Below are 17,602 nucleotides of genomic sequence, written 5' to 3' on the forward strand. Positions count from 1 at the left end.
CCGGCTCGCGAACATGACGACCACAAGATCGCCCCTCAAGGATGAGCCGGGATGGGCAACACATACGCCAAAACCGAATTTCGGCAAAGCGGCATATTTTGGTGCGGGCGGATTGACAGACGTGCGACACAGCAAGGGTCCCCTAGCCGACGCGAGAGTTAGCCGCCGAAATCCCGCGGGCTGAACGGCAGGTCTATCACCTTCCATTCCTCGTACATGTCGGCCGGCAGCATCTTGTAAGGCTGGCAAGACTCGAGCGCGCTCGTTGCGGACTTCACCAGGGCCACGCCCTTTGCGGACGGCGGGGCTTCGATCAGGATCGGGGGGCGCGTCAGCGTGCCGTCGGTGGCGAGCACCGCGCGCAGCTTGATGCGCACGCTGTCGGTCGACGACACCCCGGCCGGAAGTTTTGCGCAACTCCTCAAGTGCCGGCGCAACTCGGCGATGACCTCGGTCGGCAGTTTGGATGCAACCGAATCCTTGGCGTCGCCGCCATCGTCCTTGGGAGCGTCTTTCGGCAGCTCCGTCGGCAACCCCGGCGGCAGGCCCAGCACGACCCCGTATTTGATGGTGACGTCAGGCTCCGGAGCCCGATAGGCCGGCGACGGCGCGGCCTGTGGCTGCGGCTGTGGCTGTGTCTGTTGAGGCTGCGGTTGTTGAGGTTGCGTCTGCGCGTTTGCCTCGCGCTGCTGCGGCGTCTGCGAAGGCTGTGGCTGCGGCTGTTTCTGCTGCGGTGGTTCCGGCGATGCCTGCTGCTTCGAGGACGGTGCAGCGCCCTGCTGCTTCGCCTCGGGCTTCGGCGCTTCTGCCGCCTTGTCCTTGTCGGTGAAATCCAGCTTCGGCAGCTTCAGGTCGGGCAGCGGCTCCGGCGGCTTCTCCTTCGCTTCCTCCCTGGCCTTCTCCTCGGCTTTGGCCTCTTCCTGCTTCACCTGCTCCGGCGTGACGATGTCGACCGTGACGGTCTCGGGCGCGGCCGCGTGAAACGGATGGACCTCGCTGATCACGATGATCAGCGCCACCAGCGTCAGATGCGCGACCGCCGACGCTGCAATGTCCGTCCGTATAATCTTCCGCTGTTCCATCGACCGATCTTGGGTTGCCACGCAGGTCGTAGCATACCCGAACGGCCCCTCAATCCCATTTTGGCGCGAAGCCGAAATCGGTCAGGCGGCCCCTGGGATTGGCCAGCGCGGCGATTGCCGCCATCTCGTCGTCCGAAAGCTCGAAATCGAAGATCTCGATGTTCTCCGACAGACGTTCGACGCGCGAGGTGCGCGGGATCGCAGCGACATTCTGCTGCACCAGCCAGCGCAGGCAGACCTGCGCAGGCGTCTTGCGATGGGCGCGCCCTATCTCCGCAAGCGTCTGGTCGGTCTTGATACGTCCCTTGGCGATCGGGCTGTAGGCGACGAGTGCAAGGCCATGCTGGTCGCAGGCCGCCCTCACCTTCGCCTGGTCCAGATAAGGGTGGTATTCGACCTGGTTGCAGACGAGCGGCTCGCTCGACAACGCCACCGCCTGCTCGATCAGCGCCACCGTGAAATTGGAAACGCCGATGTGGCGGGTCAGGCCCATGCGCTTGGCATGCGACAGCGCCCCCAACGTCTCCTCCAGCGGCACATGCGAATTGGGCCAGTGCAGGAGCAGGAGATCGACGGACGGGAGCCGCATCCGCGCCAGGCTCTCCTTGACCGAGCGTTCGAGATCGTGGGGCGCGAAATGGTTGGTCCAGACCTTTGTCGTGAGAAAGATGTCGTCGCGGCGCACGCCGGAGGCCCGCATGCCTTCGCCGACCTCGCGCTCATTGTCGTAGACCTGCGCGGTATCGATGTGGCGATAGCCGAGCCGCAGCGCCTGCTCGACCACGCGCGCAGCGAGCCGCCCGCTCAGCTCCCAGGTCCCGAGCCCGATCGCCGGTATCCTTGCGCCACTGGCCTCGACGAACAGCATGAGGAATCCTCTCTGTGCGGCAGCCCCTGACGGCAGTATGGACCTCGCTGGTCATCGTGCCAACGGAAGCCGCCGGCAGCCGGGCCGGATATTCAGCGCAATGCTAACGGGAGGTTCGCGCGGGGCCTTGAGGTCAGGCTTTGGCGAGCGCCTGGAACACCGTGTCCGGCGCATGCGCGATCACGGCGAGCAGTGCGCGGGCGGGTCCCCGGGGGGCGCGCTTGCCCTGCTCCCAGTTGCGGATGGTCTCGACGGGAACGCCGAGTTTTGCGGCGAACTCCATCTGGGTCAGGCAGGCGCGGCGGCGCAAATCACGCACGGCGAGCGAGCTGGCGTCGGCCTGCGCGGCATTGGCCGCAGGCTGGACCGGAAACGGCTGGACAGGGAACGGCTGGACAGGAAACTCTTGCCCGTCCCGCAACTCAACGACTCGCCCGTCCGCCTTCAGCCGCAACCGCATGTCCATTCCCCCAAGCGGAGCAATGATGTGGCAGGTCGCTTAAGTTCGGATTAAAGTGATGGTGCGTGTAGGGTCTCGTGCCCCGGACACGGCGCTGCGCTTCTTCAGCGATGCGCTGCAGAGCCGGGGTCCCGGTTCTGCGCAGCAACGCTAACGGCGTTGCAGCGCGCCCGGGGCACTAGAGTGCGCAGCCCTACCTCAACCCGAACCACAAGGTCGCGATGCCGAGGAAGGAGAAGAAGCCGACGACGTCGGTGACCGTTGTCACGAACGTGCCGGAGGCAACGGCAGGATCGGCCCTGACCCGTTCGAGCGCCATCGGGATCAGGATGCCGCCGAGCGCCCCGGCGACCAGGTTGCAGATGATCGCAAGCCCGATGACGATGCCGAGGCCTGGGATCCTGAACCAGGCCACGGCGGCAATGCCCGTGATCACGGCGAAGGCGAGGCCGTTGACGAGACCGACCAGGCCTTCGCGCATCACCACGCGCCAGGCGTTGGAGGAGCCGAGCTCGCGCGTCGCCAGCGCCCGCACCGCGACCGTCATGGTCTGGGTCGCTGCATTGCCGCCCTGGCTCGCCACGATCGGCGCCAGCACGGCGAGCGCTACCATCTTCTCGAGCTGGCCCTCGAACAGGCCGAGCACGGACGATGCGAGAAAGGCGGTCGCGAGATTGACCAGCAGCCAGTTGAACCGCGCCCGTGCAATGGTGAACACGGTGTCGGAGAGCTCTTCGTCGCTGTTGACTCCGCCGAGCGCCTTGAGGTCCTCGTCCGCCTCCTCCTCGATCACGTCGACGACGTCGTCGACCGTGATGACGCCGACGAGGCGATCCTGGGTGTCGAGCACCGGGGCCGCGACGAGATTGTACTTGCCGAACATGCGCGCCACCGCCTCCTGGTCCTCCAGGACGGAAACGCGGCGGCGATCCTCGTCGGTCAGCTCGGCAAGCGCCACCGGGCGGCGCGCGCGCAGCAGCACGTCGAGCGAGACCGCGCCCTGCCAGTGCTGATCTTTATCGACGACGTAGATCTCGTAGAAGCGGTCGGGCAGGTCCGGCGTCTCGCGCATGTAGTCGATCGCCTGGCCCACGGTGAAATCCTGGGGCACCGCGATGAACTCGGTCTGCATCCGCCGGCCGGCGGAATTTTCCGGATACAGCAGGCTGCGCTCGAGCGCGACGCGCTCCTGCAAAGGCAGCTTCTCGAGGATCTCCTCCTGCTCTTCCTGGTCGAGGGTTTCCAGCAGCTCGACCGCGTCGTCGGATTCGAGCTCGCGGACGCCCTCCGCGACCGTCTCCGGCGGCAGCTCCTCGAGGATCTCCTCGCGCACGCCCTCGTCGAGTTCGTTGAGTGCCGAGAAGTCGAAGTCGCGCCCGGTCAACTCGACCAGGCGGACGCGGTCGTCGGGCTCGAGAGCTCCGATCAGATCGCCGAGATCGGCCTCGTGGAGCTCGGCGACGCAGGCCCGCAGCGCGGCGCTGTCGCCGGCCTCGATCGCATGGGCAATTTCCGCGACGAATTCGTGACGAATTTCGCCGTCTTCATTGCGCATCGGCACGTGGTCGAGTACCGAATCCGCGGCGGATCGGGCAACGTCCATATGTTCATCCATGGGCGCCTCGCCGTTTGACAGGTTGGATCGGGTGGTCTGAGCTGACGGCTCAGGCAATACCCACAAGGCAATCGCGAGCGCAATGACAAAGATGCTTCGACTGAGGTGGACCTCGATGTCGGCAGGCGCGGCGCTGGCCGCTCTCACCGGCATCGCCTCGACCGAAGCCGCCGAATGCCCGCGCAAGGACGCGCTCGGCACCTCGCGCCTTCTGAGCGTCGATGCCAGGACCACGCCGCGCGTCGGCTTGAAGAGCTTTCCGCAGACGCTCCCCCTCGCCGATCACGAGGTCGTGCTGACCTTCGACGACGGCCCGAACCCGCCGACGACTTCGAAAGTTCTGGCGGCGCTGGCGCAGGAATGCGTGCGCGCGACCTTCTTCCTGATCGGCCTGCACGCCTCCCGATATCCCGACATGGTCAAGCGCATTGCCCGCGAGGGCCACACCATCGGCCACCACACCTTCTCGCATCCGTTCATGGCGCGGATCCCGCTCGACAAGGCAAAGGGCGAGATCGACCGCGGCATCACCGCCGACGAGATGGCGCTGCACGGCACCTCAACGACGACGCCTTCGACGCCGTTCTTCCGCTTCCCCTATTTCGAGGCCACGCAAGCCGAGCTCGACCTGCTCCAGTCCCGCGGCATCGTCGTGTTCGGGGCGGACCTGTGGGCCAGCGACTGGAACGAAATGACGCCGGAGCAGGAATTGAAGCTCGTCACCGAGCGCCTGGCCGCCGCCGGCAAGGGCATCGTCCTCTTCCACGATCCCAAGGCGCGCACCGCCGCGATCATGCCGGCTTTCCTGCGGTATCTGAGGGAGAACGGCTATCGGGTGGTTCACGTCGTGCCGGCGGGCGCATCACAGAAGAACGCCGACGCGCGTTGATGCCGGAATGTCACGCCGGCGCAAAATGGGGTGATCTGGGCGCTATTAACAGTCTGTTCATGCTAGGCCATGCAAGTATTGAGGGGATTTGCCAAGGGGATTTGCAGCGGGAAGGGTTTCTTGCGCCTGAACCGTTTCCCGATGTCTCCGACCTACTATGGCGGCAACCGCATATGAGGGCAGACGGGGTTCATGATCGGAAGTAGCGTTGTTGTCCGGACGCGATCGTGGATCGTCCTCTGCCTTGGCGGATTCCTCGGATTTCTGTCCGTCGGATCGCCGGCGGCGCTTGCGGCGGACTGCCCCGGCCATCCGGATGCGCTGGGGACATCCCGCACCCTCGTGGTCGATCCGCGCGAGCATCCGCGCATCGGCACCATGCAGTACCGCGAGACGCTGCCGCTGAAGGACCATGAAGTCGTCCTGACCTTCGACGACGGTCCGCTGCCGAAATATTCCAACCAGGTGCTCCAGATCCTCGCCGACGAGTGCATCAAGGCGACCTTCTTCATCATCGGTCAGCAGGCCAAGGCGAACCCCGAAGGCGTGCGCAAGCTGGTCGCAGCGGGCCACACCGTCGGCACGCACAGCATGAGCCATCCGCTGACGTTCAACCGGATGCCGATCGAAAAATTCGCGCCCGAGATCAACGGCGGCATCGAGTGGACCTCGGCCGCGATGACCGACCCGTCCAAGCTGGCGCCGTTTTTCCGCATTCCCGGCCTGATGCGCGCCGAAGGCGTCGAGAATTACCTGATCTCGCGCGGCATCCAGGTCTGGAGCGCCGACTTTCCCGCCGACGACTGGCGGCATGTCTCGTCAGACCGCGTCTATCAGCTCGCGATCCAGCGGCTGGAGGCCAAGGGCAAGGGCATCCTTCTGCTGCACGACATCCAGGCCCGCACGGTGGCGGCGCTGCCGAAGATCATCCGCGATCTGAAGGCGCGCGGCTATCGCATCGTGCACGTGGTGCCCGCAACCGCCGATCAGCCGGCGACACCGACCACGCCGGTGGAGTGGCTGCTGCATCCGCCGACCGAGACGACGCCGATCGCGCATTGGCCGCCGGTGCCGAATTTCGTTTTCGCGCAGACCAGGACCCTTCCTGCGCCCGCGCTCGCCGATCTCAATGCCCAGACCGGACATCCGTCGCTGCTGCCGCGCCCGACCAAGGCGCAGGTGGATGTCGCATCCACCCTGCCCGTACCCGGCCGCGGCCTGTTTGCGATCCCCGAGGGCTCGGTCGAGGTGCTGCTGTCGACGACCTTGTCGCGGCGCGCCGCGACCCGGCTCGCCATGGCGGCCGAGACGCCTCATGCGGCCAAAGCCAAGGCCGGCAAGGCGCGCGGACATCGGACCGCACACTCCGCCACGCCATCCGCACCGAAGCATGCCTCGCAGACCGATGGCACTGCGCCCAAGAGCGCAGCATCCAAGAGCACTGCAGCCAGGAGCACTGCATCCAGGAGCTCTGCGCCGCGCCCAACCCGCGTCGCCAGCCTGAAGAAGCGCGCGTAGTAGAGCCCTATTGCCGCATGATGTTGGCGACGCAGAGCAGCACGATCAGCGCCAGGAAGAACAGGTCCATATAGGACTTGAGCTCGCCGTCGCGCCGCAGCCGCGCGACGTCGGCCACGACCTGCTTGCGCGCGTTCGTTCCGCCCGAACCGTCATTGATCGGGCCCTGCAGCCGCTTGGTCTCGGCTTCCAGCTTCTCGATCTTCTGGAAGAAGTAGAACGCGCGCAGCGTCGAGGCCGCGCGCATGCCGGCATAGACCAGCACCAGAATCGCGATGATCGCCCGGTTCTGGTATTTCTCCATGAAGTTCAGGCTGAAATAGACCATCGCCATGAAGGCGAAGTTGGTCACGAAGCGATAGACGAAGCTTAGAAAGACCATGCGGGCTTGAGCCTTGCGGGAGAGCAACCGGACGCGTGTTGCGAATTCGGGATCAGGAAACCCAGACCGGAACAGCCGGCCGGGACGCGGCGCAGGCCCGTCTACGCCAACTTCGTTTCAGGAAAGATACGATCCCCACGCAATTGCCGCCTTTTAGCCACGCGAAGCCACAATGCAAGCGCGCATACGCTAGCAGCTTGTTCCGTACCCGGTCGCCGCGGCGCGATGGCGATTCCGCGGAAGCTACGGTAGACTGCTGGCCGCCACTGGTGGGGTCTGCCGATGCCGAAGAAGGGAATCACGGGCCACGACGACTGGGTTCTGACCGAGGCGCTGGCGACTGCGCTGGTCGCCCTGGAGCAGCTCGAGCCGAAGCACCAGCCCAACGCGCATATGGACGACATCCGCAAGATGCTGTCGAGCGGCAAGGAGCCGGCGGCGGTGAGCCTGCACCTCGCCCAGGCCAAATGCCGCCTGTTTCCCGACCTCGACCCGCTGGAGATCTACCGGGAATACGGCATCGGCGAGGAATATGGCTGAGGACGCCGTGACCGGGCGACGTTAGGTCCGACGGTGACCGATCCAGCGATCATCATGACCAGCGCGGCAAGGTCGATCTTGCCGATGACGGTCAGCTCTTCCGAGCCTTTCGCATCCTTCGCGCCCTGGACCTTGAGCGATTGCGGCCGGTCGGCGGCCTGTCGTGGACCAGCACGAGCGAGGCGCTTCGCGCTGTTCGAACGGCGGCTCACGTGAATCGGGTTGATCTTCAGTTCGCTCGTCAGCCGCGCCGATAGATCTCCAGATAGCTCGGCGAATACAGCGCGGCGCTCTTGAGCGCGTCGAGGTCCGGGATCGTCAGGGTTCGCTCGCGGAGCACGATCAGCCCGGATGCCCGCAATTCCTGGATGGTGCGATTGAGATGGACCACCGAGAGGCCGGTCGCGTCCGCGAGGTCCATCTGGGTGACCGGCAGCGCGCAGGAATTTCCGTCGACCAGGCCAACGGGGCGAAGCCGCTCGTGGATCTCGCAGAACAGATGAGCCACGCGCTCCAGCGCGACGCGGCGTCCAAGATTGATCACCCATTCGCGCTGGATCGCGTTGTTCAGCAGGGTCTCGCACATGAAAGCTTCCGCCAGCGTCCGGTCGCTCGCGAGCAGTTTTTCGAAGGGCGCCCGCCTGATCTCGGCGTAGACGACCGACGTCACGGCCGAGATCGTATGATCCAGGGCGGACAGCAGATAGACATGCGCGTCGCAGGTCTCGCCGGGGAAAATGAAATTGACGATCTGCCGCCTTCCGTCCTCGAGCGTCTTGTGGCGGAACGCCCAGCCCGACAGCACAATCCGGACGCTGTCGAGAGGTTCGCCCTCGGCGATCAGGTCCTCGCCCGGCCCCGCTCGCAACAAGCCTTCCAGTACGGCCTGTTCGAGCGCGGCGACGGCTTCCACGGACAATTGCCGCAAGGCGCTGAGGCGCCGAACGACCGTTTGCGCATGATCTCCATAGATGCCCAGCGAGCGCATCAGCCCTCCATCGAAGGCGTGTGAAACGCGCGCTTGCTCAGAGGAATGGCGAGGACGCAGGTCAGCCCGGCCGGGTTGAAGGACCATTCGAACAGGAGTTGCGAAGGCTGCTCGGCTTCGTCGATGCGCCAGGAAATTCCAGATCGAGGCTGCCATCCGGATCGCGCGCGACCAGGGCCCGGGTCCGCGCGAAGGCATTGAGCCGGCCGTCGATCGGTGGAGATGGTGCAAAAGACCGCCGCCATCGGCGCCAGTGTCGCCGTTGCCATGTCAGCACCGACCGCGCCGAACGGCCGAAGCCAGCGGGATCACGCTTGTCGGCATCGCGCGCGGCAGCGCATTCGAGATCTTCAGCCATCCGGCGCAGGTGTCCATGCCGGAAGCAATTCAGATCGAGCTTCCGAGTTTCCCAAGCCGAGGCGAATCGAGGTCCACCCAGCGTCAGGGGAAGGAATCAGCGCGCCGCCGACATGGCGCGAGACCAGCGGGCAGCACGCGATCTCGCATCAAAAAACTGAAGGATTTCAATGCCAACGTGGCTAGATGGTGCGCTCGGAGGGACTCGAACCCCCACGATTTTACTCACTGCCACCTCAAGGCAGCGCGTCTACCAATTCCGCCACGAGCGCTTTGGGGATGCCGGCTTGAGGCCTGAAGGCCAGCCGGATCAACGGCGCCGATCTAACAAATCCGTCAGAGGGGTACAAGCCTCCAAAGGCCCTGAATTCCACAAGCTTGTCAGGAAAGTTCCGGCTCGTTGCGCCGGGATCGGCCTATCCCCGGCTGCTACCGCGTGCCCGGGCCGCTACCGCGTGCCGGGGGTGCGCGGCAGCATCTGCTTGACCTCGACCGCGATCCGGTTGCGGTCGACCAGCACCACGCCGGAGGCCACCGGCAAATTATTGGCCAAAACCTTGACCTCGTCGGCCTCGGTTGCGTCCAGCTCGATGATGGCGCCGCGGGAAAGACGTAATACTTGATGAATCGGCATGGTGGTCGTCCCGAGGACGACCATGAGATCCACGGTGACTTTGTCGAGTGTAGGCACGTCAGCACCACCGCAACTTGGGACTAAGGACTTGGCATTTGCCCCTGCGATCATCACCCGGTTATGGTTAGCCAATGGTTAATTCGCCTCAAAACCCTCGCCAAGACCTCGATTTGACGTCGTTTTCCGCCTCCCGCGGCACGCCCGTGGAATGGCAAATCTCCGACGTGCCGGTGCCCTATCCGGACGCGGTTGCCGCCATGGAGGCGCGTGTTGCGGCGATCGCGGCGGGCGAGGCGCCGGAGCTGGTCTGGCTGCTCGAACACCCCCCGCTCTACACGTCCGGCACCTCGGGCAAGGAATCCGACCTGCTAGATGCCCGATTCCCGACCTTTGCCACCGGGCGCGGCGGCCAGCTCACCTATCACGGGCCCGGCCAGCGCGTGGCCTATATCATGCTCGACCTCAAGCGACGCCGGCCGGACGTCCGGGCCTATGTCGCGAGCCTGGAGGAGCTGATTCTGCGCACCCTCGCCGCCTTCAACGTCCGCGGCGAGCGGCGCGAGGACCGGGTCGGCGTCTGGGTGAAGCGGCCCGACAAGGGACCCGAGCACGAGGACAAGATCGCGGCGATCGGCGTCCGGCTGAAGCGTTGGGTCTCGTTCCACGGCATCGCAATCAATGTCGAGCCGGAGCTGTCTCATTTCGCCGGCATCGTGCCCTGCGGCGTCGCCGATCCCCGCTACGGCGTCACCTCGCTCATCGACCTCGGCCAGCTCGTGACCATGGCCGATGTCGACGTCGCACTTCGGCAGGCGTTTGAGGAGCTGTTCGGGCCGACGCGGGCGCTGCTGCCAGAGGCGGCCGTCTAACATTTTTCTGTTTGAGCCGACCGCGCCTGTTCTCCGCCCATCGCGGAATCGGTTACGCTTGGGTCCGGTGCCGCCCACGCCTCCCCCCTCCGCCGGGAAAGCAGAATTCATGTCGGGCGACTAAACCATCGGACCGACTGTTCGAGCGCCAGGCATAAGGAGGGATTGCGCTTCTGCTCGCAATAGGAGGTTTTGACGATGAAGTTGTCTGCACCAATCCATCATCTTAAACGCAAAGCGAAGCGCCTGTCGCGCGAGCAAGGCATTCCGCTGCACGCCGCGCTCGATCGCATCGCCGCGACGGAAGGCTTTTCCGCCTGGAGCATGCTCGCGGCGAAAGCCGCAGCACTGACGCCGGCGAGCAGGCTGTTTCCGCAATTCAAGCCCGGCGATTTGGTGCTGGTCGGGGCACGCCCTGGCCAGGGCAAGACGCTGATGAGCCTCGAACTCGCCGTGGAGGCCATGCGCTCGGGCCATCGCGCCGCGTTCTTCTCGCTCGAATACACCGAGAGAAATGTGCTCGATCGCTTCAGGGCGATCGGCGCCGACCCCGCGCAGTTCGAAGAACTGTTCGAGGTCGATTGCTCCGACGCGATCAGCGCCGACTACGTCGTCAAGCAGATGGCCACCGCGCCCCGCGGCACGGTCGTGGTGATCGACTATCTGCAACTGCTCGACCAGCGGCGGGAAAATCCCGACCTGACCGTCCAGCTGCGCGCGCTGAAATCGTTCGCGCGCGACAAGGGGCTGATCGTCGTCTTCATCTCGCAGATCGACCGGTCCTATGATCCCGCGATCAAGCCCTGCCCAGACCTTGGCGATGTCAGGCTGCCGAACCCGCTGGACCTGAAGCTGTTCGACAAGACGTGCTTCCTGAACAAGGACGAAGTTCAGTTCCGCGCCGCGAGCTGACGACCAGGCCGCGGGTGAGATGGCTCGCCCGCGGCTTGCAGCTTCACGCTGCAGCCAGCGGCACCTCGAGCTTGCCGGCGATGTAGCGGCGCTCCTGGGTCAGGCCACCAAAGCCGTAGGCATCGCCCTTGACCTCGTCGACATGCAGATAGGTTTCGGGATGCAGCGGTCCCAAAATCTCGGCCATGCGCTTGAACATGGCGGCGAGGTAGGCCGCCTTCTCGTCCTTGGTGTTGGTGCCCTCGCTGACGTGGATGTCGATCCAGTAGCTGGCAAGCTTCTGCTCGGCCAGCGACTTGCCGCCGGCGAACCAGTCGCTCGCGTCCACAGGCTTCACGATGATGGCGGTGACCTTGGGATCCTTGTGGAGGATTTTTGCGGTGAGCTCGGACACCGCGCTGGCGATGTCGGCCTTCAGCGACGGCGACTGGCGGGAGCTGGTGTAGGACACGGCGATCAGGGGCATGGTCGTTCTCCTCAAATTGCCGCGCTGGTGTTGTGCGGCGTTGATGAGAAGCTAGACCCTCGTCCATCATTTTGGTATCTTATCTCTTTTGATACCAGTGATAACGATTCATAATGATAGCAACGCTCGACATCACCACCGTCCAGGCCTTCCTGCTGGTCGCCGACCTCCAGAGCTTTACCCGTGCCGCCGAAGCGCTTGGCACCACGCAGGCGGCGGTCAGCTTAAAACTGCAACGACTGGAGACACTGCTCGGCAAGCGCCTCGTCGAGCGCTCGCCGCGCGCGGTCCGGCTCACCGCCGATGGCGCGGCGTTCCTCGACCGCGCCCGCGTGCTTATGCAGGCGCATGACCGCGCGCTGTCGGGCGAGACCTCGGCCGCACAGTCGCTGTCACTCGGCATCTCCGACCATGCCGCGGGGCCGGAGCTGGTGCCGCTCCTCGAACGCCTGCACGCGATGTCTTCAAACCTCACCCTCGCCGTCACCATCGGCTTCTCCCGCGAGATGCAGGATTCCTATGACGCGGGCGAGCTGGACGCGGTGATCGTCCGGCAGGAAGGCAGCCGCCGCGGCGGCGAAAAACTGGCCGAGGACGAATTCAGCTGGTTCGCCTCACGCCGCTTTGCCCTGCCCAAGGGTGAGCCGCTGCCGCTCGCCACGCTCGCCCCGCCGTGCGGCGTCCGCGCCATTGCCGTGCGCGCACTCGATAAGGCCGGCGTCGCCTGGCGCGAACGCTTTGTCGGCGGCGGCGTCACCGCGGTGGTCGCTGCGGCCCTCGCCGGACTTGCGATCGCGCCGCTGGCGCGGCGGATCGCGCCGGCCGGGCTGGTCGACATCGGGCCGGCACACAAGCTGCCAAAACTCGGCAGCTCGAAGGTGATGCTGCATTCGAAGGTCAGCGATCCCGCAAAGCTTGCGGCGCTGCGGGTGGTCGCTGCGACGTTCAAGAGCGCCGCGGCTTGACGCCGCAAACGCTCACCAGATCGCCTCGGGACTGCATACCCATCGCCGAATTTGCCTAAAAACTTCCCAGAGAGGGGGAACCAAACCGCCCCTTGAGCGTTTGCCCCCGTTGGGGTGAGGTCCGGAATGACTAAAAAGTCCAGTCAGCAGAGAGACTTGTTCGAAAGCGAACGCAGTTTCCGGCTGTTGGTGGAGGGAGTTGCAGATTACGCGCTCTACATGCTCGATCCCAGCGGGATCATCACGAGCTGGAACATCGGCGGCGAGCGCATCAAGGGCTACCTGCCCCAAGAGATCCTCGGCCAGCATTTCTCCCGCTTCTACACCGAGACCGACCGTGCCAACGGCAAGCCCGCTCGCGCGCTCGCCACCGCGCGCGACCAGGGCCGCTACGAGGAGGAAGGCTGGCGTGTCCGCAAGGACGGCACCTTCTTCTGGGCGAGCGTCATTATCGATCCCATCTACGAGGACGCGACCCTCGTCGGCTTTGCCAAGATCACCCGTGACATCACCGAGCGGCGCAATGCGCAGCTCAAGCTCGAGGCGATGCAGACACAGCTCGCCGAGTCGCAGAAATTCGATGCGCTGGGGCAGCTCACCGGCGGCGTCGCGCACGACTTCAACAACCTCCTGATGATCATCAGCGGCAGCCTTCACATCCTGAAGAGGGGCGATGTCGACGACGCCAAGCTTCAGCGCGCGGTCTCTGCGATCGAGGCCGCAACCAAGCGCGGGGCCGCGCTGACCAGCCAGCTCCTGACCTTTGCCCGGCGGCAGAGCGTCAATCCGCAGGCGATCGAGCTTGCGGCGCGCATCGCGGCAATCCGAGAGGTTCTCGAAGCAGGCGTCGGCAGCTCCGTGCGTCTCGCCTTCGACGTCGAGCGCAACGTATGGCCGGTCAAGGCCGATGTCTCCGAGTTCGAGACGGGGTTGCTCAATCTCGTCATCAACGCCCGCGACGCCATGCCCGACGGCGGCACGGTGACGATCGGCGCACACAACGTCGTCCTTGACGATCCGCTCCACAGCGGCGAATTCGTCGCCATCACCGTGGCCGATACCGGGCTTGGCATTCCCTCCGACGTCGTCGACAAGATCTTCGAGCCGTTCTTCACGACCAAGCCGGTCGGCAAAGGCACCGGTCTTGGCCTGTCGCAAGTTCACGGCTTTGCACATCAGGCGGGCGGCACCATCAAGGTCGCAAGCGAGCTCGGCAAGGGCACCACCTTCACCATCTTGCTGCCGCGGGAAACCGCGACCATACCGAGCGAGCCGCCTGAAACAGCTCCGGTCCTCGGCACCGGCACCGTGCTGCTGGTCGAGGACAATCCCGACGTTGCCCTCGTCAGCATCGGTCTTCTCGAGCAGCTCGGTTACCAGGTGTGCCGGGTCCCCGATGCCGAAGCCGCGCTGCTTGAGATCGAGAAGAATGGCGTCGACTTCGTATTCTCCGATATCGTCATGCCCGGCAAGATGGACGGGCTCAGCCTCGCCCATCATCTGCGCCAGCCCCGCCCCGACCTGCCGGTCCTGCTCGCCACCGGCTACAGCGACGTCGCGGCCGGCGTGCGCGGTGATTTTCCGATCCTGCGCAAGCCCTACGAGATCCACGAATTGAGCGAGGCGATCGCCAAGCTGCCGCGATGATGCTTCACCGCGCGCCGCTTGCGTCCAGAGGCTTGGCTCTCAGATCGTCGGCAACACCGAAAACGCCTCCCCTGCCCGGCGCAGGTTCAGCTCATCGGCACCGGCGGTCTCGCTGGTGACGCTGTCCACGCGCGAGGACGGCGGGCCGTGGCGGCACAGGGCGACCATGTCGGCGACATGCTTCGGCGCACCCGCGAACAGCGCTTCCACGCTGCCGTCGCGGCGGTTGCGAACCCAACCTTCCAGCCCGCAAGCAACCGCCTGGGACTCAAGCCAGGCCCGGTAGCCGACGCCGTGCACGCGGCCGCGGATCACGACCTGGAGGATCGCCCGGCTCATGTCTTCAGCCCCAGGACATCGGCAATGCGCGCCTTCGTCTCGGCCTCGCGAATGACGCGGGCGGTCAGGTCCGATGATGCGAGGCCTTTCAGATTTTTCGGCGCGGTACCCTCGCGGAGCGCCTTGAGTGTATCGTACACGGCCTGCGTCGCGGCTGCGATCGGGGCATGCCCCTGGAGCGCGATGCGCACGCGCCGGGCGGCGAGATAGTCCGGCGCGCTCAGTTCCTCCGGCGCGCCGCCAAGCACGATCGGCAGGCGAGTGGCAGATGCGATGGCCTCGAGCTCGGTGCGCGACTTGATGCCGGTGAAGAACAGCGCATCGACACCGGCAGCTTCATAGGCTTTGGCGCGGCGGATCGCATCCTCGATCGAGGTGATCGAGGCAGCCCCAGTACGGCCCATAACGACGAGCGAGGGATCGCTGCGGCCGGCAAGCGCAGCCGTCATCTTGCCGACGCCCTCCTCCAGCGAGATCAGCTGCGTCCTTGCTTCGCCAAAGGCGGCCGGCAGCAGCGTGTCCTCGATGGTGAGGCCGGCGGCGCCCGCCGTCTCCAGCTCCTGCACCGTGCGGCGCACGTTGAGCGCGTTGCCGTAGCCGTGATCGGCGTCGACCAGCACGGGAAGCGTCGCCGCGCGCGACATCCGTCGCATCTGCTCGGCAAGCTCGGTCAGCGTGATCAGCGTGACATCGGGGTCGCCGAGCACCGCGAGCGAAGCCACCGAGCCGCCGAACATGCCGAGCGGGAAGCCGAGATCCTCGGCGATACGGATCGAGATGGCGTCGTAGACCGAGCCGGGATGAACACAGGCCGAGCCCGACAGGATCGATCGCAGTTTTTCGCGGCGGGAACGAAAGGCCATGGTGCTGTCTCGGTTAGGTCACGGAGGCCGCAGCATACTCCGTCATTGCGAGCGAAGCGAAGCAATCCAGAAATGCTCTGCGGAGACAGACTGGATTGCTTCGTCGCCAGGCTCCTCGCAATGACGGTGCTCAGGGGGAGACAGGCCGCCCTCCCCACTCACACCTTACGCAAACTCCAAAATCAGCGCGTCCACCGCGAGCGTCGCACCGGCGCTGGCGTGGACCTTCTTGACAGTGCCGTCCTGCTCTGCGCGCAGCACGTTCTGCATCTTCATGGCTTCGACCACCGCGAGCGTCTCGCCGGCCTTGACCTCCTGCCCTTCGGTCACCGCGATCGAGATCACGAGACCCGGCATCGGGCAGAGCAGCTTCTTGCCGGTGTCGGACGCCGTCGTCACCGGCATCAGCCGCGCGGAAGCGGCTTCCGCTTCGGTCCAGACATAGACCGGCACCTCGACGCCCTGATGCGCAAGGCGGATGCCGTTGGCGATCGGACGCGTCTGCACCGCGACGAGGTGGCCGTCGATGGTGCCCTGCCAGACCGGATCGCCGGGCTTCCACGGCGACTGCAACAGATGCGTATTGCCGGTCTTGCCCTCGGCGTCGACGAATCGAATTGCGATCGCCTCGCCCTCGCGCGCGACCTCGAGCGATATTTCCTGGCGGTCGAGCCAGACCGCGCGGCGCCGCTCGCGCTGCACGATGCGGCCGCCCATCTGGCCGGAGATCTGCCGCTTGCGCTCACCCAGCACGTGATCGATGGCGGCGCCGACCGCGGCGATCCGCCGTGCGACCTCGCCTTCCGGCATGCGGACCGCAAATCCTTTGGGGAATTCCTCGGCGATGAAGCCGGTCGAGAGCCGGCCCTCGCGCCAGCGCGGATGATGCATCAGCGCCGACAGGAACGGGATATTGTGCCTGATGCCGTCGACATAGAACGAATCCAGCGCCGTGGCCTGTGCCTCGATCGCGGCCGCGCGCGAGGGCGCATGGGTGACGAGCTTGGCGATCATCGGATCGTAATGGATAGAGATCTCGCCGCCCTCCTGCACGCCGGTGTCGTTGCGGATCGTGATGCCGTCCTGGCTCGCTTCAGCCGGCGGGCGGTATTTCACCAGACGTCCGATCGACGGCAGGAAGTTGCGGAACGGGTCTTCGGCGTAGAGACGGGACTCCACCGCCCAGCCGGTGAGCGTGACGTCCTTCTGGCTGATCGCGAGCTTCTCGCCGGCGGCGACGCGGAGCATCTGCTCGACGAGGTCGACACCGGTGACGAGCTCGGTGACGGGATGCTCGACCTGGAGGCGCGTGTTCATCTCCAGGAAGTAGAAGCTCTTGTCCTGCCCCGCGACGAATTCGACGGTGCCGGCGGAATCGTAGTTCACGGCCTTGGCCAGCGCGACCGCCTGCTCACCCATCTTGCGGCGGGTGGCCTCGTCGAGCAGCGGCGACGGCGCCTCCTCGATGACCTTCTGGTTACGGCGCTGGATCGAGCACTCGCGCTCGCCGAGATAGATCACGTTGCCATGCTTGTCGCCCAGCACCTGGATTTCGATGTGGCGGGGATCGACGATGAACTTCTCGACGAAGACGCGGTCGTCGCCGAACGAAGCTTTCGCCTCGGCCTTGGCGAGGTTGAAGCCCTCGGCGACCTCGGCGGTCGAATGGGCGATGCGCATGCCCTTGCCGCCGCCACCGGCCGAGGCCTTGATCATCACGGGATAGCCGATCTCGTCAGCGATCTTGACCGCGTGTTTGGCGTCCTCGATCACGCCGAGATAGCCGGGCACGGTCGAGACCTTGGCCTTTGCGGCGGCCTTCTTGGATTCGATCTTGTCGCCCATCGCCGCGATCGCGCCCGGGTTGGGGCCGATGAAGACGATGCCGGCCGCTTCCAGCGCCCGCGGAAATGCCTCGCGCTCGGAGAGGAAGCCGTAGCCGGGATGTACGGCCTCGGCGCCCGTCTTGCGGCAGGCCTCCACGATCTTCTCGATCACCAGATAGCTCTCGGCCGCGGCGGGCGGGCCTATCAGCACGGCCTCGTCAGCCATCTCGACATGAAGGGCATCGCGATCGGCCTCGGAATAGACCGCGACCGTCTGAATTCCCATGCGGCGAGCGGTCTTGATGACCCGGCAGGCGATTTCGCCGCGATTGGCGATCAGAATGCGTTTGAACATGCTTTTCTTGAGTCTCGACCTTGGGCG

At 65.4% G+C, this 17,602-nt stretch carries 18 protein-coding genes, 1 tRNA gene and 1 pseudogene; 8 read left to right on the forward strand and 12 right to left on the reverse strand.

Annotation, left to right across the window (positions count from 1 at the left end):
• Positions 1 to 158 precede the first annotated feature (158 nt).
• The 4 genes from NR187_RS27295 to mgtE all read right to left on the reverse strand — a co-directional run bounded on the left by NR187_RS27295 (position 159) and on the right by mgtE (position 4,025).
• Positions 159 to 1,082 (reverse strand): hypothetical protein, encoded by a 924-nt coding sequence (locus NR187_RS27295; RefSeq protein WP_211386511.1) that lies wholly within the window; start codon positions 1,080 to 1,082, stop codon positions 159 to 161.
• 49 nt (positions 1,083 to 1,131) lie between these two features.
• On the reverse strand, positions 1,132 to 1,950 hold the full coding sequence (locus NR187_RS27300) for an aldo/keto reductase (protein WP_211386512.1): 819 nt from the start codon (positions 1,948 to 1,950) through the stop codon (positions 1,132 to 1,134).
• A 133-nt stretch (positions 1,951 to 2,083) separates the two neighbouring features.
• Positions 2,084 to 2,416, reverse strand: coding sequence for a DNA-binding transcriptional regulator (locus NR187_RS27305; RefSeq protein WP_211386513.1), 333 nt, complete (start codon positions 2,414 to 2,416; stop codon positions 2,084 to 2,086).
• Between the two features lie 187 nt (positions 2,417 to 2,603).
• Positions 2,604 to 4,025, reverse strand: coding sequence for a magnesium transporter (gene mgtE, locus NR187_RS27310; protein WP_211386514.1), 1,422 nt, complete (start codon positions 4,023 to 4,025; stop codon positions 2,604 to 2,606).
• Between the two features lie 82 nt (positions 4,026 to 4,107).
• Here mgtE and NR187_RS27315 point away from each other — a divergent pair, with 82 nt between their 5' ends.
• Both NR187_RS27315 and NR187_RS27320 read left to right on the forward strand, forming a co-directional pair.
• Positions 4,108 to 4,914, forward strand: a complete 807-nt coding sequence (locus NR187_RS27315) for a polysaccharide deacetylase family protein (protein ID WP_372703279.1) — start codon at positions 4,108 to 4,110, stop codon at positions 4,912 to 4,914.
• 192 nt (positions 4,915 to 5,106) lie between these two features.
• Positions 5,107 to 6,432 carry a polysaccharide deacetylase family protein gene (locus tag NR187_RS27320; RefSeq protein ID WP_211386515.1) on the forward strand — a complete coding sequence of 442 codons (1,326 nt, stop codon included), beginning with the start codon at positions 5,107 to 5,109 and terminating at the stop codon, positions 6,430 to 6,432.
• Between the two features lie 7 nt (positions 6,433 to 6,439).
• Here the strand turns inward: NR187_RS27320 and NR187_RS27325 are convergent, their stop codons facing one another.
• Positions 6,440 to 6,814 carry a hypothetical protein gene (locus tag NR187_RS27325; protein ID WP_151649753.1) on the reverse strand — a complete coding sequence of 125 codons (375 nt, stop codon included), beginning with the start codon at positions 6,812 to 6,814 and terminating at the stop codon, positions 6,440 to 6,442.
• A 282-nt stretch (positions 6,815 to 7,096) separates the two neighbouring features.
• Between NR187_RS27325 and NR187_RS27330 the strand changes: the two genes are divergently transcribed.
• Entirely contained in the window at positions 7,097 to 7,354 is a 258-nt protein-coding gene (locus NR187_RS27330) for a hypothetical protein (protein ID WP_211386516.1), read from the forward strand.
• Between the two features lie 241 nt (positions 7,355 to 7,595).
• Here NR187_RS27330 and NR187_RS27335 read toward each other — a convergent pair whose 3' ends face one another.
• On the reverse strand, positions 7,596 to 8,342 hold the full coding sequence (locus NR187_RS27335) for a Crp/Fnr family transcriptional regulator (protein ID WP_256808286.1): 747 nt from the start codon (positions 8,340 to 8,342) through the stop codon (positions 7,596 to 7,598).
• A 207-nt stretch (positions 8,343 to 8,549) separates the two neighbouring features.
• Here NR187_RS27335 and NR187_RS27340 point away from each other — a divergent pair.
• Positions 8,550 to 8,727 (forward strand): annotated as a pseudogene (locus tag NR187_RS27340) (formate dehydrogenase accessory sulfurtransferase FdhD); the annotation flags it as partial.
• A gap of 159 nt (positions 8,728 to 8,886) precedes the next feature.
• On the opposite strand, the gene NR187_RS27345 reads toward NR187_RS27340, so the two are convergent.
• Together NR187_RS27345 and NR187_RS27350 are read right to left on the reverse strand one after the other, a co-directional pair.
• A tRNA-Leu gene (locus NR187_RS27345) sits at positions 8,887 to 8,971 on the reverse strand.
• Positions 8,972 to 9,147: 176 nt separating this feature from the next.
• Positions 9,148 to 9,390: a FliM/FliN family flagellar motor switch protein gene (locus NR187_RS27350; RefSeq protein WP_011088012.1), complete on the reverse strand. Its 243-nt coding sequence runs from the start codon at positions 9,388 to 9,390 to the stop codon at positions 9,148 to 9,150.
• Between the two features lie 74 nt (positions 9,391 to 9,464).
• Here NR187_RS27350 and lipB point away from each other — a divergent pair, with 74 nt between their 5' ends.
• Positions 9,465 to 10,202, forward strand: coding sequence for a lipoyl(octanoyl) transferase LipB (lipB, locus tag NR187_RS27355; protein WP_211386519.1), 738 nt, complete (start codon positions 9,465 to 9,467; stop codon positions 10,200 to 10,202).
• Positions 10,203 to 10,400: 198 nt separating this feature from the next.
• The gene (locus NR187_RS27360; RefSeq protein ID WP_256808287.1) at positions 10,401 to 11,114 is read left to right on the forward strand and encodes a DNA helicase; all 714 of its coding nucleotides are present in this window, start codon (positions 10,401 to 10,403) and stop codon (positions 11,112 to 11,114) included.
• Between the two features lie 43 nt (positions 11,115 to 11,157).
• On the opposite strand, the gene NR187_RS27365 is transcribed toward NR187_RS27360, so the two are convergent.
• Positions 11,158 to 11,580: a 4-oxalocrotonate tautomerase family protein gene (locus NR187_RS27365; protein ID WP_256808288.1), complete on the reverse strand. Its 423-nt coding sequence runs from the start codon at positions 11,578 to 11,580 to the stop codon at positions 11,158 to 11,160.
• Between the two features lie 113 nt (positions 11,581 to 11,693).
• Here NR187_RS27365 and NR187_RS27370 point away from each other — a divergent pair, with 113 nt between their 5' ends.
• Together NR187_RS27370 and NR187_RS27375 are read left to right on the forward strand one after the other, a co-directional pair.
• Positions 11,694 to 12,545 carry a LysR substrate-binding domain-containing protein gene (locus tag NR187_RS27370; protein WP_211386522.1) on the forward strand — a complete coding sequence of 284 codons (852 nt, stop codon included), beginning with the start codon at positions 11,694 to 11,696 and terminating at the stop codon, positions 12,543 to 12,545.
• Between the two features lie 126 nt (positions 12,546 to 12,671).
• The gene (locus tag NR187_RS27375; RefSeq protein ID WP_256808290.1) at positions 12,672 to 14,192 is read left to right on the forward strand and encodes a PAS domain-containing sensor histidine kinase; all 1,521 of its coding nucleotides are present in this window, start codon (positions 12,672 to 12,674) and stop codon (positions 14,190 to 14,192) included.
• Between the two features lie 39 nt (positions 14,193 to 14,231).
• On the opposite strand, the gene NR187_RS27380 is transcribed toward NR187_RS27375, so the two are convergent.
• The 3 genes from NR187_RS27380 to NR187_RS27390 all read right to left on the reverse strand — a co-directional run bounded on the left by NR187_RS27380 (position 14,232) and on the right by NR187_RS27390 (position 17,575).
• The gene (locus NR187_RS27380; RefSeq protein WP_256808291.1) at positions 14,232 to 14,531 is read right to left on the reverse strand and encodes an acylphosphatase; all 300 of its coding nucleotides are present in this window, start codon (positions 14,529 to 14,531) and stop codon (positions 14,232 to 14,234) included.
• On the reverse strand, positions 14,528 to 15,394 hold the full coding sequence (locus NR187_RS27385) for an oxaloacetate decarboxylase (protein ID WP_256808292.1): 867 nt from the start codon (positions 15,392 to 15,394) through the stop codon (positions 14,528 to 14,530). The genes NR187_RS27380 and NR187_RS27385 overlap by 4 nt, the downstream gene beginning before the upstream one ends.
• A 165-nt stretch (positions 15,395 to 15,559) precedes the next feature.
• On the reverse strand, positions 15,560 to 17,575 hold the full coding sequence (locus tag NR187_RS27390; protein WP_256808293.1) for an acetyl/propionyl/methylcrotonyl-CoA carboxylase subunit alpha: 2,016 nt from the start codon (positions 17,573 to 17,575) through the stop codon (positions 15,560 to 15,562).
• Positions 17,576 to 17,602 lie beyond the last annotated feature (27 nt).

Source organism: Bradyrhizobium sp. Bra64 (genome assembly GCF_024519875.1).
In the GTDB taxonomy this organism is placed as follows: Bacteria; Pseudomonadota; Alphaproteobacteria; order Rhizobiales; family Xanthobacteraceae; genus Bradyrhizobium; species Bradyrhizobium japonicum_G.

Excerpts from the sequence above, each read along its gene's own strand:
- NR187_RS27320 (WP_211386515.1), top strand. The coding sequence starts at position 5,107 with ATGATCGGAAGTAGCGTTGTTGTCCGGACGCGATCGTGGATCGTCCTC.
- mgtE (WP_211386514.1), bottom strand. The coding sequence starts at position 4,025 with ATGGATGAACATATGGACGTTGCCCGATCCGCCGCGGATTCGGTACTC.
- NR187_RS27370 (WP_211386522.1), top strand. The coding sequence starts at position 11,694 with ATGATAGCAACGCTCGACATCACCACCGTCCAGGCCTTCCTGCTGGTC.
- NR187_RS27305 (WP_211386513.1), bottom strand. The coding sequence starts at position 2,416 with ATGGACATGCGGTTGCGGCTGAAGGCGGACGGGCGAGTCGTTGAGTTG.
- NR187_RS27315 (WP_372703279.1), top strand. The coding sequence starts at position 4,108 with ATGACAAAGATGCTTCGACTGAGGTGGACCTCGATGTCGGCAGGCGCG.
- NR187_RS27325 (WP_151649753.1), bottom strand. The coding sequence starts at position 6,814 with ATGGTCTTTCTAAGCTTCGTCTATCGCTTCGTGACCAACTTCGCCTTC.
- NR187_RS27300 (WP_211386512.1), bottom strand. The coding sequence starts at position 1,950 with ATGCTGTTCGTCGAGGCCAGTGGCGCAAGGATACCGGCGATCGGGCTC.
- NR187_RS27375 (WP_256808290.1), top strand. The coding sequence starts at position 12,672 with ATGACTAAAAAGTCCAGTCAGCAGAGAGACTTGTTCGAAAGCGAACGC.
- NR187_RS27380 (WP_256808291.1), bottom strand. The coding sequence starts at position 14,531 with ATGAGCCGGGCGATCCTCCAGGTCGTGATCCGCGGCCGCGTGCACGGC.
- NR187_RS27295 (WP_211386511.1), bottom strand. The coding sequence starts at position 1,082 with ATGGAACAGCGGAAGATTATACGGACGGACATTGCAGCGTCGGCGGTC.
- NR187_RS27335 (WP_256808286.1), bottom strand. The coding sequence starts at position 8,342 with ATGCGCTCGCTGGGCATCTATGGAGATCATGCGCAAACGGTCGTTCGG.
- NR187_RS27330 (WP_211386516.1), top strand. The coding sequence starts at position 7,097 with ATGCCGAAGAAGGGAATCACGGGCCACGACGACTGGGTTCTGACCGAG.
- NR187_RS27385 (WP_256808292.1), bottom strand. The coding sequence starts at position 15,394 with ATGGCCTTTCGTTCCCGCCGCGAAAAACTGCGATCGATCCTGTCGGGC.
- lipB (WP_211386519.1), top strand. The coding sequence starts at position 9,465 with ATGGTTAATTCGCCTCAAAACCCTCGCCAAGACCTCGATTTGACGTCG.
- NR187_RS27365 (WP_256808288.1), bottom strand. The coding sequence starts at position 11,580 with ATGCCCCTGATCGCCGTGTCCTACACCAGCTCCCGCCAGTCGCCGTCG.
- NR187_RS27390 (WP_256808293.1), bottom strand. The coding sequence starts at position 17,575 with ATGTTCAAACGCATTCTGATCGCCAATCGCGGCGAAATCGCCTGCCGG.
- NR187_RS27360 (WP_256808287.1), top strand. The coding sequence starts at position 10,401 with ATGAAGTTGTCTGCACCAATCCATCATCTTAAACGCAAAGCGAAGCGC.